This window comes from Mesorhizobium sangaii, assembly GCF_014207355.1.
In the GTDB taxonomy this organism is placed as follows: domain Bacteria; phylum Pseudomonadota; class Alphaproteobacteria; order Rhizobiales; family Rhizobiaceae; genus Mesorhizobium; species Mesorhizobium sangaii.
Map to the genome: position 1 here is coordinate 1 of NZ_JACHEF010000008.1, position 13,671 is coordinate 13,671.

Genomic DNA, 13,671 nt, shown 5'->3' on the forward strand with positions numbered 1-13,671 from the left:
TCTGACCCATCAACTGCTCCTAAGTGCGCTCATAAGAGCACGCTTAAGACCACTCGTTCATCACCCGAACAAGGCGCGACACGCCGGATGGATACCTAAGATCGATTATGTCGAGAGGTTCGTCTTCGTCGTATGCGAACACAAAGGCCAAGCGTAACGCTCCTTAGAAAAAAGCGGGCAATATGATTTAAAAAACGGATTAGCGCTTGGTCTGCTCGCGCTTCCGGCGCACCAATTCCTTTATCTGCTCATTGGTCAGCTTCGGCGCGTGGGCGATTTTGTTGACCACAGCCTCAAAGGCTGTGTCGGACTGATCTGTTTTCAGTTCGCGAGCGGCATCGCGAAACTTGTCGACCTGTGACTTAGGCTCGTCCTGCTTGTCCGTACGTGGCATCGCGGAAATCGACCTCATGAATGATAATCAGATCCAGTTGGATTTCATAAATCACTTCGACGGAAGGCAAATCGATTGATCGTGCGCCATCCCAGACATAGCCTCTTACTGTCCCGATTTCGTTCATTGGGAAACCGCAAGTCTCATCGCGCAAGATGGTCCAGGTTATCGATTCCCACGCGTCGTTAGCTCTAGTCCATTTGGTTTCGGCCAAATCCCTCGCGAGGCGCACACGATCTTCCTCGCGAATGCCCTTCATTATAGCAGGCCAAGTTCCTTCGCGCGGTTGCGCAATCTAGCGGCTTCTACAGCCGTAGGCTCGCGTCCTCGTCCTGCCAGAATAGAGTGGAAGGGCAATGGCTCTTTCATCGCCGCGATTTCCCACCCGTAATCATGGGAGAGATCGCTTACGGTCGTAGCCGTATGCTTGCCGTCGATTTCCTTAATCCAGATATCGATCTCCTTGAGTTCGTCCGGATGGAAGATATTGCGATCTGGCGGGACGATGCCCTTGAACACCCATTCATCGCCGGTTCCGCGCCACTGCTCTATCAGTCGTTCCGCTGCCAATTGGTTGCGGACGATTATCCCGTCGCGCGGGATAGGGCCGTGCTTTTCGCGAATGTACGGCGCGCCAGTGATTGATTGGCCGGTAAGGACGAACCGCCTAGCGTCTGAGAACCAAGCGACTTTGTAGAGTTTAGTTGCCCCAAATCCAGCGCGAGCGCCAGCGACCCATATCACATAGTGAAATAGGTGTTTCAGGCGCTCTCTGTCGTAAGGCCTATCAACCATTGCTCTTGTGCGCCTGCTAACTAACCATGAGGCGAACCTACTGTTAGATAGGTTATCTCATGCCTCCTGACGATATAATAAACGCTTACCCTTTGCACCCGTAAGGGCGATAAATGCACGGGTTCCGTCATCAACACCCAAGGCGATGCGGTTGTTGTAGCGGAAGTCGAATTCAGCAAGATAGCGATGCAAATGCTGTTCGCCGCAATGCTGGTAAACGCCCTTCATGCCGCGCTTGAAGATCGAATAGAAACCTTCGACCGTGTTGGTGTGGACGGTCTTTTCGCCTTCGTAGCGAACGTATTCGTCCTTGGAATGTGTAACGACATCGTGCGATGCAAATTCCTGGCCCACGCGGCGGTACATGCCCGCCTCGTCCGTCATCAATGCGCTTTCCTTGGCGATGTTGGCGCGAACGATAGGCATCACCGTGCCAATACGGGCGGTATCGACATGGAACGAACGGGCGCGGCCACCACGCTCGACAAGCGTAACGACAGTGTTCTTGTGAGCGCCGCCGCCACGCTTCACAGGGGTATCGGCCAAGCGGCCAATGTAGGTTTCGTCAACCTCTACGGTCTTGCCGTTGCCGCCCATCGGGGCAAGCTCGCCAGACGCCATTGCAAGGCGAATGCGGTGGCACAGGAACCAAGCGGCCTCATAGGTGCATTCGAGTATGCGGTGCATCTGGTGAGCGCTAATGCCCTTCTTTGAGGCGCACATGAGGTGGATAGCCTGAAGCCACTTGGTGAGCGGCAAATGGCTCTCTTCGAAGATCGAACCCATGCGAACCGTAAACTGCGAACGGCAGGCGCTGCACTTGTACAGGCCATGACGCTCGACGCCGTTCGGGTTCTTTTTGGAAGCCTTCGTGCGAACGCCCTTCAACGCATAGTGGCGATCAACGGAACCGCACTTGGGGCAGACCGGACCATTCGGCCACAAGATGCCTTCGACATGCTCGAAAGCCTTGGCTTCGTCGTGGAACTCGGGGCGGGACAGAACGGACATGGAAATCTCCTATGCCCTTACCCTACGTAATCAAGTTGGGTTTGTCAACCGGATAATCGCCTTTATGGGGGGATTATATGGTTGAAAAACCCGGTGGCGGCTTCGACCCGATGGCATGAGGCCCTAGGCTGACAATTAGGCATCGCTAATATATTCTTATCCCGAAATGCGAGGGGGATGTCATGCGACAGCCACGAGGTTGGATCGCGCTGGCGTGGCTGGTCTTATCTGGCGACGCGGACGCCCATGATTGGTACACCGGCAAAAAAGACCCGGTTATGCAATCTGATTGCTGCGGCAACAAAGATTGCCACCCGATAGACCCTCGCGAGGTCAAGGAGACGAAAGACGGCTATTACGTCAGGTCGCCTCGCCCCGCATACATGAATGAGCCACAAGAGCCGGAGTGGTTTATCCCTAGAGAGCGTGCCCAAGCCTCCCCCGATGACCGCTACCATCTCTGTGAGCATTTAATGACGTTCTATCGAACGATCATTCCCCATATGAAGTTCGAGGCCTACCAGAGATACAGATGGCGGTGTTTCTTCGTGCCCAAGGGCACGAGTTCAATCGAGAAAGGCCGATAGAAGGTCTTCAGGTGCTTCGCTGGTAGAGGCGCTACAATGAATGTCGGCCTAGCCAATTCCCCTGCCCTATGGGAGTGGCCGGTACGGTCGGGGTGCTTGGTGTTGGGGTAGGCCGCACCGGCCACAGCGGGAAAGGTGTGATGTCCCCCGCAATGCCCAAGTTATAGGCACATTAGTGGAAGCTCAACTAAGACTGAAGTCCCAGGCACGCGCTACCCAGCCGTAGGGCCGTCGCTACCCACGATACGCGTGCATTGATCGGCCTGGGGGTGTACCCTTCACGACTGCGCTGCCAGCCGCATACTGGCTTTCTCCCGAGGAGGCTTTCCCATGACCGCGTACAAAGTCGGTTATCTCATCGGCAGCCTCGCCAAGGGCTCAATCAACCGGAAGCTGGCCAAGGCGCTCGTGAACTTGGCGCCAGCCGAACTCTCGATGACCGAAATCCCGTTCAAGGACCTGCCGCTGTACAGCTACGACTACGACGCCGATTTCCCTCCGCCGGCAAAAGCATTCAAGGAGGCGCTCGCCGGGATCGAAGCCGTGTTGTTCGTCACGCCCGAATACAACCGATCAATCCCAGGTGGGCTCAAGAACGCGATCGACTGGGCGAGCCGACCCTACGGCCACAACTCGTTCACCCGAAAACCGTCGGCGGTCATCGGCACCTCGCCGGGTTCGATAGGCACCGCGCTGGCGCAGCAAAGCCTTCGCGGCGTTCTTGGCTTCTGCAACTCCCCGCAGATGAACTCGATCGAGGCTTACATCCAGTTCAAACCCGGCCTGATCACCGATGAAGGCGAGGTCACCGACGCCGGGACCGAGGAGTTCCTGCGCGACTACATGATGCAATTCCACGGCTTCATCACTCGTGTCTACACCGCCCTGGCCACATAGGTGACAGGACACCGCGCGGCCGCAAGCCCCGGACTGTGACGGGCGGACCCTTGATCCGATAACGCACAACTACGAGCACGAAACCGACTGGCGGGCCTGCTGGACGAAGGACAACGTGTTTCAGGGCGTTGGCGGCCCCTCCACCTTCGTTCGCTTCTTGATACGTTCCGGGACTGGGCAATGAACGTCCGCTAAGCCAGCGGGCGTCCAATGAGCGAGAACGCCGATCTTATGATCTAACCCGGATGCACCCAAAAGAAGTCAGGCATTGGTCCTTGAAAGCCTGAACTTGGGGAGCTTATCGTTGCTCCCATGGGGACGGGTGACGCGGCATCGAACAGCAACGAAGGCGAACAACTGTGGGCCTTTGACCTTGACGCTCTGCACAAGGCTTTCGGAAAGTCTGTTCAGGAACATAAAATCACGGCGGATGATTGGGCGGAACACGCCAATCAGTTCCTCGAAAAACAAAGAGATCGTCCGCGCGAACCGACTTGATAGCCGGATGGTCGGTGCGGCTGGGGCCGTGGACAGCCGCCACCGCGCCCGTTGGCGCTATACGGACGTCGAAGCATCCTTGCCGCCGGGCAGCGCGGTCCCCGCCATGTCATCCAGGATCGGGCAGTCCGGCCGTTCGTCGCCGTGACAGGCGTGGATCAGCGTCTGCAGGGTCGAACGCATCGACTGCAACTCGCGCACCTTTTCCTCGATCGCCTTGACATGGGCGGCGGCGATCTCGCGCACGTCATGGCTGGCGCGGCTTCGATCCTTGTAGAGCGCCATCAACTGGCGGCAGTCGTCGATGGAAAAGCCGAGGTTGCGCGCGCGGCGCAGAAAGGCCAGCCGGTGGATGTCGTCGCCGGAATAGTCGCGGTAGCCGTTGGCGGCACGCGCAGGGGCTATCAGGCCGATCTCTTCATAATAGCGAATGGTTTTGGCCGGCAGGCCTGAATGGTGGGCGGCGTCACCGACATTCATGACGATTTTCCTTGATTTTTAATGGGCTTACGGACGGGGCCATTGATTTTACTCCACAATCCTGTGAGGCCTGTTGCCGAAATGCCATAGTAATGCGCCTACCAGCATGTAAGCCCCTGCATATAGGCATCGGGTGCTTGGCAAGCAAAGAAAATGCCAGCATGAATGATGGAAGGAAAGCGGCCGACTCGTGCCGCTGAGTTGGGGCGTCTTATGCGCATGAAGTCGTTTGCAATTGTCGCCGCACTGGCGCTTTCCACTGCTATCGCCGGTTGCAGCAGCATCGGCATGCAGATTTTCTCCAACGACTACGGTGCGGTGACCGATGCAGGTTACCAGCTGCCGCGCGTCCCGATCGAGAAGGTGCCGATGAGGTATCATCGGCAAGAGGTGAACTACGACAGCTCGGAAAGGCCGGGCACCATCATCGTCGATACGCAGAACAAGTTCCTCTATTTCATCGAGGGTGACGGCCGGGCAATTCGTTACGGCATCGGCGTCGGCCGCGAGGGCTTCGAATGGCACGGCACCGCCCATATTGCGCTGAAGCGCGAATGGCCGACCTGGACGCCACCTTCGCAGATGATCCGCCGCCAGCCGGAACTGGCCAAGTTTGCCGGTGGCATGGAGCCGGGCCTGAAGAACCCGCTCGGTGCGCGCGCCATGTACCTGTTCAACAAGGGCGGCGACTCGGGCTATCGCCTGCATGGCAGCCCGGAATGGAATTCGATTGGCAAGGCAATGTCGTCAGGCTGCATCCGCCTGATGAACCAGGACATTATCGACCTTTACGACCGCACTTCGGTGGGCGCCAAGGTCATAGTTCTTTAGGCCATGATCCCGAAAACCGGTACCGGTTTTCGGCAAAATCATGGTGAGATACAGACGCCATTCATGCGCGGACCGTCTAGGCAACAACGGACGTCCCAAACAGAAAACCGGGCAATTCGGCCCGGTTTTTTGTTTTTTACGCCCGCTTCTTGCGCTTTATCGAATCTGTTTGCCGGCAAAGCGGCCAGCGGGCCGATCAGGAAACCTGTTCGACCTGCTGCACTTCCGGCACGAAGTGGCGCAGAAGATTCTGGATGCCGTGCTTCAGCGTCGCCGTCGATGACGGGCAGCCGGCGCAGGCGCCCTTCATGTGCAGGAACACCGTGCCGTTCTCGAAGCCGCGGAAGGTGATGTCGCCGCCATCCTGGGCGACCGCCGGGCGCACCCGCGTGTCGAGCAGTTCCTTGATGGTGATGACGAGCTCCTCGTCGGCCTTGTCGTAGAACTCACCCGTCAGGCTGGTCTCGGCGGCGGGGCCGGCCTTGGCCATGACCGGCGCGCCGGACATGAAATGCTCCATGATGGCGCCCAGAATCGCCGGCTTCAGATGCTGCCAGTCGGGGCCGTCCTTGGTCACGGTGATGAAATCGTAGCCGAAGAAAACACCGGTAACGCCGGGAATCTCGAACAGCCGGCCAGCCAGCGGCGACGCGGTGGCGGCGCTCTCGGCATCGCGGAAATCGGCGGTGCCTTCCAGAAGCACTTCCTTGCCGGGCAGGAATTTCAGCGTCGCCGGATTTGGCGTCGATTCGGTCTGGATGAACATGGCCGTCTCCGTGCCCGTTTCGGGCAACCAGTTTGGAATAGTTCTAAATAGGCTCTATTGGCTGGACATTCAAGCGAAACGCATCGCCGGAAAGGCTGGCTGGCGGAATGTTTTTGCGACCTGCGATGCGCTTTGAGGTGCGATTCAGGTCTGGCCGTTTGCAGGCCGGCCTCACCTGAATACCAGCACACCTCACGCGAGGCTGTCGATCTCCTCGTCCGACAGGTTCTGCGGCACCACGGTCACCGGGATCGGGAAGGCGGCACCCTTGCCGGCCACGGCGCCGACCAGCGGTCCGGGACCTTCCTTGCCGGCGCCGGCGGCCAGCACCAGGATGGCGATGTCCTGGTCTTCCTCAATCAGCTTGTGGATCTCTTCGGTCGGCTTGCCTTCGCGGACCACCATCTCCGGCTCGATGCCAAGCTTCTGGCGCACCTTGTTGGCATAACCGTCAAGCGCGGCGCGCGCCGTGGCATTTGCCTCCTCGCGCATGATCTTCTCGACACCCAGCCAGTGCTGGAAATCGTCGGGCTCGATGACATAGAGCAGCACCAGCGTGCCGCTGGTGCTCTGCGCCCGCTTCGAGGCGTAGGCGACGGCGCGCTCGCATTCCGGCGTGTCGTCGATGATCGCCAGGAACTTGCGGCGATGGCCGGCTTCGCGGCTGAGGCGTTTGGAGACCATGTCTACTTACTCGGTGTCATTGCGGCCGCAATCTGCCACTGCCGCAGACCGGCGGCAAGCCGCCGGCCTTATGCCAGTGTGGTGCAGTGCACCCGATGTTGGGATCAGCTCTGCAGCAGCCCGATGATGTCGCGCACCGTCTTCATCGTCGCTTCGGCCAGCACGCCGGCACGCTCGCCGCCATCCCTCAGCACCGCGTCGACATAGGGGCGGTCGTCGGAAATGCGGCGCATCTCGCTGGCGATCGGCGCCAGCTTCTCCACCGCAAGGTCGGCCAACGCGGGCTTGAACACCGAAAACTGCTGGCCGGCGAACTCTTTGAGCACGTCTGCCTTCGACATGTCGGCGAGACCCGCATAGATGCCGACCAGGTTTTCCGCCTCGGGCCGGCTGGCCAGACCGTCCAGCTCGCTCGGCAACGCTTCCGGGTCGGTCTTGGCCTTGCGGATCTTCTTCGAGATGGCGTCGGCATCGTCGGTCAGGTTGATGCGCGACAGGTCCGACGGGTCCGACTTCGACATCTTCTTCGAGCCGTCGCGCAGTGACATGATGCGCGCCGCCGGCCCGCCAATCACCGGCTCGGTCAGCGGGAAATAGCCGTTCACGGTCTCCTCGCCGACCTGCATCTCGACGCCAACGCCAAGAGCCGCGATGCGGTCCGAAAAGTCGTTGTTGAATTTTTGCGCGATGTCGCGGGTCAGCTCCAGGTGCTGCTTCTGGTCCTCGCCCACCGGGACGTGGGTGGCGCGATAGAGCAGAATGTCGGCAGCCATCAGGCTCGGATAGGCAAGCAGGCCGAGCGAAGCGTTCTCGCGGTCCTTGCCGGCCTTGTCCTTGAACTGCGTCATGCGGTTCATCCAGCCGATGCGTGCCACGCAATTGAAGATCCAGGCAAGCTCTGCATGCTGCATCACCCGCGATTGGTTGAAGACGATGTGCTTCTTCGGGTCGATGCCCGAGGCCAGAAACGCCGCGGTGATCGACCGCGTCTGGTCGGCGAGGTCGTCATAGACGAGCTGTGCCGTCAGCGAATGCAGGTCGACGACGCAATAGATGCAGTCGGAGGTTTCCTGCAGGGCAACGAATTTCTTGATGGCGCCGAGATAGTTGCCGAGATGCAGATTGCCGGTCGGCTGGACGCCGGAAAAGACGAGTGGCTTGAAGGCGGTCATGGTTGTTCCCTTGGCTTGTGGAGGGCCGTTTCGCGCGCGGCGAAAGTCTTGCGACGGCGCGCTTATGGACGAACACGACGATCCGATCAAGACCGGCTTTGCCGTCGGGTTATCCGGTCTACTCGTCCGGATCGGTCTTCGCCACCGGTGGCGCCGCTTTCCCCGATCCGCGCTTGACGTTGCGCCGGATCATGCCGAAGTCGGCGCCGCCGGTGGCGAAGGCGGTGATGAAGTAGAGCAACGCCCCGCCGGCGACGAGCGCCAGAAGCGTCGTCGCCTTGACGACCAGCGGCGCGCCCCGGCCGAGCCTGACGGCGAACCAGTGCTCGGCGAAATAGAGCGCCGCCCCCATCACGATCGCCGACAGCACCAGCCGCGGAATGCGTTTCATCAACGGCACGTCGCGGCCCCAATGGCCACGCCGGATCAGGACGCCGAGCAGCATCAGCGCGTTGACCCAGCCGGCGACGGCCGAGGCGACGGCGATGCCGGGCGCGCCCATTTCCGGAAACAGCGTCAGCGCCGTTGTGACGTTCACCGCCACCGAGATGGCGGCGAACATCATCGGCGTGCGCGTGTCCTCGCGTGCGAAATAGCCGGGGGTGAACGCCTTGATCAGCACGAAGGCGGGCAGGCCGAGGCCGAAGATCGCCAGGATCGCCGCCACTGTCGGCGTCGAGTTGTTGGCGGCAAAGGCGCCGCGCTCATAGACCAGCCGCACGATCGGCTCCGACATCACCCACAGGGCCGCGGCTGCTGGCAAGGTGAGGAACAGCGTGAACTCGACCGAGCGGTTCTGCAGATTGGCCGCCTCGATCAGGTTGCCCGACTTCAGCGCCCGCGACAGTTCGGGCAACAGCACGATCGCCACCGCCACGCCGACCACGCCGAGCGGCAGCTGGTAGATGCGGTCCGCATAGGCGAGCGAGGACACCGCGCTGTTCTGCGCCGAGGCGATCGCCGTGCCGATCAACTGGTTGATCTGGGTGATGCCGCCGGTGATCGCCGCCGGCAGCGCCAGGATCAGCAGCCGCTTGACCGCGGGCGTCATTTTCGGACGGCGGAAGCCGATCGAGATGCCGGCATGGCGCACCGCCACCCAGACGATCGCCAGTTGCACCAGTCCGGCGGCCAGCACACCCCAGGACAGTCCGTAACCGACGGTGAGGGCGTCGGAACCCTTGTACCAGGCATAGGCGAGCACGCCGATCAGGATGATGTTGAGGAACACCGGCGCCACCGCCGCCGCGAAATAGCGGCGCAGTGAATTCAGCATGCCCGCCATCATGGCGCCCAGCGACATGCAGATCAGGTAAGGGAACATGATCGTCGCCAGCGTCACCGTGGTGTCGAATTTTCCCGGTATGCCGGCAAAACCCGGCGCCACCAGGTAGCGCACGATCAGCGGCATCGACAATTCCATGACGATGGTCAGCGCCAGCAGCGCCGTGAACAAGACGCCGAACACCTCCTCCGAGAAGCGCTTGGCGCCTTCGGTGCCGTGTGTCTCGATCTCCTTGGCGAACAGCGGCACGAAGGCGGCGTTGAAAGCTCCCTCGGCGAACAGCCGGCGAAAGGTGTTGGGAAACTGGAAGGCGGCGTTGAAGGCGTCGGCGACCGGGCCGGTGCCAAGCGCTGCCGCCATCAGCATCTCGCGCCCGAAGCCGAGCGCGCGGCTCATCAGCGTGCCGGAAGCGACCGTTGCGAATTTCTTGACGAGGCTCATGCTTTTGGGAACTACCTGCGGAATTGGGACAAAGTGATGGTCGCTGTCACTCGGCGGCGGCCTTGGCCTTGCCCCCACGCTCGGGCGCGATGCCTTCAAGCGCTGCCATCAGCCGGTTGCGGATGGTGGCGATGCGGGTCGGGTTGTCGATCTTCTGGCCGGTGAGGTCGGTGACGTAGAAGGTGTCGATGACCTTCTCGCCGAAGGTGGTGATGTGGGCCGATGCGATGTCGAGCGACAGGTCGGATAGCGTTCCGGTGATCTCCGACAGTAGGCCAGGCCGATCCAGGCCTTCGACCTCGACGACCGAGAAACGGTTCGACAGTGCGTTGCGGATCTCGGCGCGCGGCGGGATCTTGAACACCTTGGCGCCGCGCCGCGGCTTGGTGCGCTTCTCGATCATCTCCGGCAGCCAGCTCTTGCCCGACAGCACGTCCTCGATCAGCCGGCCGACGCGCTCGGCGCGCCGGCGCTCGTCCTCGTCGCGGTCGAATTCCCTTGAGATCAGGATGGTGTCCAGGGCGCGGCCGTCCGACGTGGTGAAGATCTGTGCGTCGACGATGTTGCCACCAGCTCCGGCGCAGGCCCCGGCGATGACCGAGAGCAGGCGGGGATGGTCCTGCGCCAGCACGGTGATTTCGGTCACCGCCTCGAACTGGTGGGTCTTGACCATGGTGGCGAGCTTGTTGCCCGAAGCGTCCGCTTCGCGGATGAACTCGGCATGGCGCAGCTGATCGGCGAGATCGACGGTCAAAAGGTAGTTTTCGTAGTGCAGGGCGACATAGCGCTTGCGGGCTTTGTCCGGCCAGTTGGCGAGCGCCTCGGCCAGACGCTCGCGCGCCGCCGCCGTCCGCTGCGCGCGCGACACTTCTGAAAAGCCGCCGGTCAAAAGCAGTTCGGTTTCGTAATAGAGCGTGCGCAGCAGCTGGCCTTTCCAGCCGTTCCACACACCGGGTCCGACGCCCCTGATGTCGCAGACCGTTAGGATCAAAAGCAGCTTCAGCCGCTCGACCGATTGCACGATCGCGGCGAAATCCTCGATGGTCTTGCGGTCGTTGAGGTCTCGAGTCTGCGCCGTCATCGACATTACGAGGTGGTTCTCGACCAGCCAGGCGACGGTTTCGGTGTCTGCCGGCGACAGCCCCATATGCGGGCAGATGCGCCGGGCGATCCTGGCCCCGGCCTCGGAATGATCCTCCGGCCTGCCTTTGGCGATGTCGTGCAGCAGCACGGCGACATACAGCGCCTCGCGGCTCTTCTTCAGGCCCGGCATCAGCGTGTGGGACAGGGGATGGACCTTCTCGCCGTCCCCGCGCTCGATCTCGGCCAGCACGCCGATGCAGCGGATCAGGTGCTCGTCCACCGTATAGTGGTGGTACATCGAGAACTGCATCATGGCGACGATCTTGCCGAAATCCGGGATCAGCTTGCCGAGCAGCCCGGCCTCGTTCATGCGCCGCAGATTGAGTTCGGCATTGCGGTCCGAGGTCAGGATGTCGAGGAACAGCCGGTTGGCCTCCTCGTCGCGCCGCAGCGACTTGTTGACCAGGCCGAGCGAGCGGGTCAACAGCTTCAGCGCATCGGGATGGAACTCCAGACCGTGCTTGTCGGCGAACCAGAACAATCGCAAGAGATTGACCGGGTCGCGCTCGAACACCTGGTCGTCGGCGATGTTGATGCGGTGGTTGTCGACGATGAAGTCCGAGGTGCCGGCAAGCTTGCGCTTGCGCCGCGAGAAGGTGAGGAAGATGCGGTTGAAGCCCGGCACGTGCTTGGCCTGCTCTTCCTCGAGCGCGGCGCAGAAGATGCGGGTCAGGTCGCCGACATCCTTGGCGACGAGGAAGTAGTGCTTCATGAAGCGCTCGACCGCCGACAAGCCGGGATGGCTGGTGTAGCCGAGCCGCTCGGCGATCTCGCGCTGGATGTCGAAATGCAGCCGCTCCTCGGCCTTGCCGGTGAGGAAATGCATGTGGCAGCGAACCGCCCACAGGAAATCCTCGGCCTTCTGGAACTCGCGATATTCGCCCTCGGTGAAGACGCCCTTGTCGACCAGCTCCTCGCCGGTGCGCACGCGGTAGAAATACTTGCCGATCCAGAACAGCGTCTGCAGGTCGCGTAGGCCGCCCTTGCCGTCCTTGACGTTGGGCTCGACGAGATAGCGGCTTTCGCCAGCCTTGGCGTGGCGGTCGTCACGTTCGGCGAGCTTGGCCTGGACATATTCGGGGCCGGTCGTGCGCACCACCTCATGGTCGAAGCGCAGCATCAGCTCGTCATAGAGCTTGAGCTCGCCCCATAGGAAACGCGCCTCGAGGATCGAAGTCCGGATGGTGACGTCGGTGCGCGACAGGCGCAGGCATTCGTCGATGTTGCGGGTGGCGTGGCCAACCTTCAACCCGAGATCCCACAGCATATAGAGCATGTACTCGACGGTCTGCTCGCCCCATGGCGTCTGCTTGTATGGCAACAGGAACAGAAGGTCGATGTCGGAGCCAGGCGCCAGCGTGCCACGGCCATAGCCGCCGACCGCGACGACGGCCATGCGCTCCGCCGAGGATGGATTCTTGACCCGGTAGACATGCGTGACGGCGAAATCGTAAAGCGCCCGGATGATCTCGTCCATGAGGTGAGACAGACGCGCCGCACAGGCACGGCCGCCGCCGTCGTCCCTCAGCATGCGTTCGGCAATGACGCGTCCGTCCGCCAACCGCCCCTTGAGAAGCTGAAGCACACCGCTGCGCGCGGCCTGTCCGGAGCCGTCCCCGGCCGTGGCCGCGGTCAGCGCCGTCATCTCGCGGCGCAAGGCTTCGCCGTCGATCAGTTCGTCGAGCTTCAGGGAGATTTTCGCCATAGGGTCCGGTTGGTCTCGCCTTTTCGGCGGCGTCTATAGCGCCTTTTCGCGGCTGTGGGTATGGGCAGGACGGACACGTTCGCCGTGGCGATAGAACGCTATGAGCCTATTTCTCTGCTTCAGCAGGCAGAGGTCGACGATCCTGTTCAGCAATTTCCTGGCCTCAGCCCCGATTCTCATCGGCAACGTCTTGGTCGTGCGCGATCCGGATTGGATGCCGGCAAGCCACTGGTCCCGCCGTTCCTCAAGAAGCAGGCTCGGCAGTGCGGCAGTCCGCAAGAAGCGCTCATGCGCGCACAGAGCTGGAATCAGCTGATAGATTGCCGTGCCGGGGGAAGGGGCGAATCTTGGATTGAAGATGACCTGGTCTACGGGACTGCTGAGCTCCGCGGTGCCATCGATGAGATCGCGCGCCGCCTGCCTCGAGAGTATGTAGCCGGCCGCGCCGACGTGAGCTCCGTGCAGTCTGGACGTGGAAAAGCCGTGGCCGGCCGGAGAGCGCCGCCATGCCAGCCGGGTCTTCTTGAAAAACGTCTCCAGCTTGACGATCTCGGCATCAGCCGGGATCCAACTGGCGTCGGCAAGCATCGCGCCGGGATTTTCCGTGAAGACGACATCGTCTTCAAAAACGACGCCATAGGCATCGTCGCCATCGGCGATCCTTGCCCAGCAAGCCTTGTGGCTGAGGAAACAGGCGATCTCGGTGTTGGTCAGACGCAACTGCGTCAGCGGATTGGGCCGCATCGGTGTTTCGGTGAGGTCGGATCGGCCCTGGGCGTCGACCGCCGCGACGCGTTCGAAGTCGATGCCGATACGGGCAAACTCCGACGTCATATGCGCGAGTCGGTCCTGGGACCGGTCGAGGTTTATAACCAGGCACTTCATCGGAAATGGAATCGAGGCATCTGGATGCGTTTGGATTGTCAATCGGCGGGTCCATAGCACAAGAAGCCGCCGCGCATCCGACTTTCTTCGATGGTGG

General features: G+C 61.2%; 13 protein-coding genes. 3 read left to right on the forward strand and 10 right to left on the reverse strand.

Going from position 1 to position 13,671, the window contains the following annotated elements; genetic code table 11:
- Positions 1-199: 199 nt before the first annotated feature.
- The 3 genes from HNQ71_RS29685 to HNQ71_RS29695 all read right to left on the reverse strand — a co-directional run bounded on the left by HNQ71_RS29685 (position 200) and on the right by HNQ71_RS29695 (position 2,200).
- A complete protein-coding gene (locus HNQ71_RS29685) occupies positions 200-412 on the reverse strand; it encodes a hypothetical protein (RefSeq protein ID WP_184877171.1) in 213 nt (70 codons plus the stop codon).
- A gap of 240 nt (positions 413-652) precedes the next feature.
- Positions 653-1,189 (reverse strand): Panacea domain-containing protein, encoded by a 537-nt coding sequence (locus tag HNQ71_RS29690; protein ID WP_184877173.1) that lies wholly within the window; start codon positions 1,187-1,189, stop codon positions 653-655.
- Positions 1,190-1,246: 57 nt separating this feature from the next.
- A complete protein-coding gene (locus HNQ71_RS29695; RefSeq protein WP_184877175.1) occupies positions 1,247-2,200 on the reverse strand; it encodes an IS1595 family transposase in 954 nt (317 codons plus the stop codon).
- A 917-nt stretch (positions 2,201-3,117) separates the two neighbouring features.
- On the opposite strand from HNQ71_RS29695, the gene HNQ71_RS29700 reads away from it, so the two are divergent.
- Together HNQ71_RS29700 and HNQ71_RS29705 are read left to right on the forward strand one after the other, a co-directional pair.
- A complete protein-coding gene (locus HNQ71_RS29700; RefSeq protein ID WP_184877177.1) occupies positions 3,118-3,684 on the forward strand; it encodes an NADPH-dependent FMN reductase in 567 nt (188 codons plus the stop codon).
- A gap of 312 nt (positions 3,685-3,996) precedes the next feature.
- Complete coding sequence (locus tag HNQ71_RS29705; protein WP_184877179.1) at positions 3,997-4,182, forward strand: hypothetical protein; 186 nt, start codon at positions 3,997-3,999, stop codon at positions 4,180-4,182.
- 57 nt (positions 4,183-4,239) lie between these two features.
- Here the strand turns inward: HNQ71_RS29705 and cueR are convergent, their stop codons facing one another.
- A complete protein-coding gene (gene cueR, locus HNQ71_RS29710) occupies positions 4,240-4,662 on the reverse strand; it encodes a Cu(I)-responsive transcriptional regulator (RefSeq protein WP_184877182.1) in 423 nt (140 codons plus the stop codon).
- A 213-nt stretch (positions 4,663-4,875) separates the two neighbouring features.
- Here cueR and HNQ71_RS29715 point away from each other — a divergent pair, with 213 nt between their 5' ends.
- Positions 4,876-5,493: a L,D-transpeptidase gene (locus tag HNQ71_RS29715; protein WP_184877184.1), complete on the forward strand. Its 618-nt coding sequence runs from the start codon at positions 4,876-4,878 to the stop codon at positions 5,491-5,493.
- Between the two features lie 196 nt (positions 5,494-5,689).
- Here HNQ71_RS29715 and HNQ71_RS29720 read toward each other — a convergent pair whose 3' ends face one another.
- From HNQ71_RS29720 to HNQ71_RS29745, 6 genes are all read right to left on the reverse strand, one after another.
- Complete coding sequence (locus HNQ71_RS29720) at positions 5,690-6,259, reverse strand: NifU family protein (protein ID WP_184877186.1); 570 nt, start codon at positions 6,257-6,259, stop codon at positions 5,690-5,692.
- A gap of 192 nt (positions 6,260-6,451) precedes the next feature.
- Positions 6,452-6,943 carry a universal stress protein gene (locus HNQ71_RS29725; protein WP_184877188.1) on the reverse strand — a complete coding sequence of 164 codons (492 nt, stop codon included), beginning with the start codon at positions 6,941-6,943 and terminating at the stop codon, positions 6,452-6,454.
- A gap of 104 nt (positions 6,944-7,047) precedes the next feature.
- Entirely contained in the window at positions 7,048-8,115 is a 1,068-nt protein-coding gene (gene trpS, locus HNQ71_RS29730) for a tryptophan--tRNA ligase (RefSeq protein ID WP_184877190.1), read from the reverse strand.
- 118 nt (positions 8,116-8,233) lie between these two features.
- On the reverse strand, positions 8,234-9,841 hold the full coding sequence (murJ, locus tag HNQ71_RS29735) for a murein biosynthesis integral membrane protein MurJ (protein WP_184877192.1): 1,608 nt from the start codon (positions 9,839-9,841) through the stop codon (positions 8,234-8,236).
- Between the two features lie 46 nt (positions 9,842-9,887).
- On the reverse strand, positions 9,888-12,689 hold the full coding sequence (locus HNQ71_RS29740; RefSeq protein ID WP_184877194.1) for a [protein-PII] uridylyltransferase: 2,802 nt from the start codon (positions 12,687-12,689) through the stop codon (positions 9,888-9,890).
- Positions 12,690-12,722: 33 nt separating this feature from the next.
- Positions 12,723-13,574: a glycosyltransferase family 25 protein gene (locus tag HNQ71_RS29745; protein ID WP_184877196.1), complete on the reverse strand. Its 852-nt coding sequence runs from the start codon at positions 13,572-13,574 to the stop codon at positions 12,723-12,725.
- Positions 13,575-13,671: the final 97 nt, after the last annotated feature.

Coding starts and splice junctions, on each gene's coding strand:
- HNQ71_RS29725 (WP_184877188.1), bottom strand. CDS start 6,943: ATGGTCTCCAAACGCCTCAGCCGCGAAGCCGGCCATCGCCGCAAGTTC.
- murJ (WP_184877192.1), bottom strand. CDS start 9,841: ATGAGCCTCGTCAAGAAATTCGCAACGGTCGCTTCCGGCACGCTGATG.
- trpS (WP_184877190.1), bottom strand. CDS start 8,115: ATGACCGCCTTCAAGCCACTCGTCTTTTCCGGCGTCCAGCCGACCGGC.
- HNQ71_RS29690 (WP_184877173.1), bottom strand. CDS start 1,189: ATGGTTGATAGGCCTTACGACAGAGAGCGCCTGAAACACCTATTTCAC.
- HNQ71_RS29700 (WP_184877177.1), top strand. CDS start 3,118: ATGACCGCGTACAAAGTCGGTTATCTCATCGGCAGCCTCGCCAAGGGC.
- HNQ71_RS29740 (WP_184877194.1), bottom strand. CDS start 12,689: ATGGCGAAAATCTCCCTGAAGCTCGACGAACTGATCGACGGCGAAGCC.
- HNQ71_RS29720 (WP_184877186.1), bottom strand. CDS start 6,259: ATGTTCATCCAGACCGAATCGACGCCAAATCCGGCGACGCTGAAATTC.
- HNQ71_RS29685 (WP_184877171.1), bottom strand. CDS start 412: ATGAGGTCGATTTCCGCGATGCCACGTACGGACAAGCAGGACGAGCCT.
- HNQ71_RS29715 (WP_184877184.1), top strand. CDS start 4,876: ATGCGCATGAAGTCGTTTGCAATTGTCGCCGCACTGGCGCTTTCCACT.
- HNQ71_RS29745 (WP_184877196.1), bottom strand. CDS start 13,574: ATGAAGTGCCTGGTTATAAACCTCGACCGGTCCCAGGACCGACTCGCG.
- HNQ71_RS29705 (WP_184877179.1), top strand. CDS start 3,997: ATGGGGACGGGTGACGCGGCATCGAACAGCAACGAAGGCGAACAACTG.
- cueR (WP_184877182.1), bottom strand. CDS start 4,662: ATGAATGTCGGTGACGCCGCCCACCATTCAGGCCTGCCGGCCAAAACC.
- HNQ71_RS29695 (WP_184877175.1), bottom strand. CDS start 2,200: ATGTCCGTTCTGTCCCGCCCCGAGTTCCACGACGAAGCCAAGGCTTTC.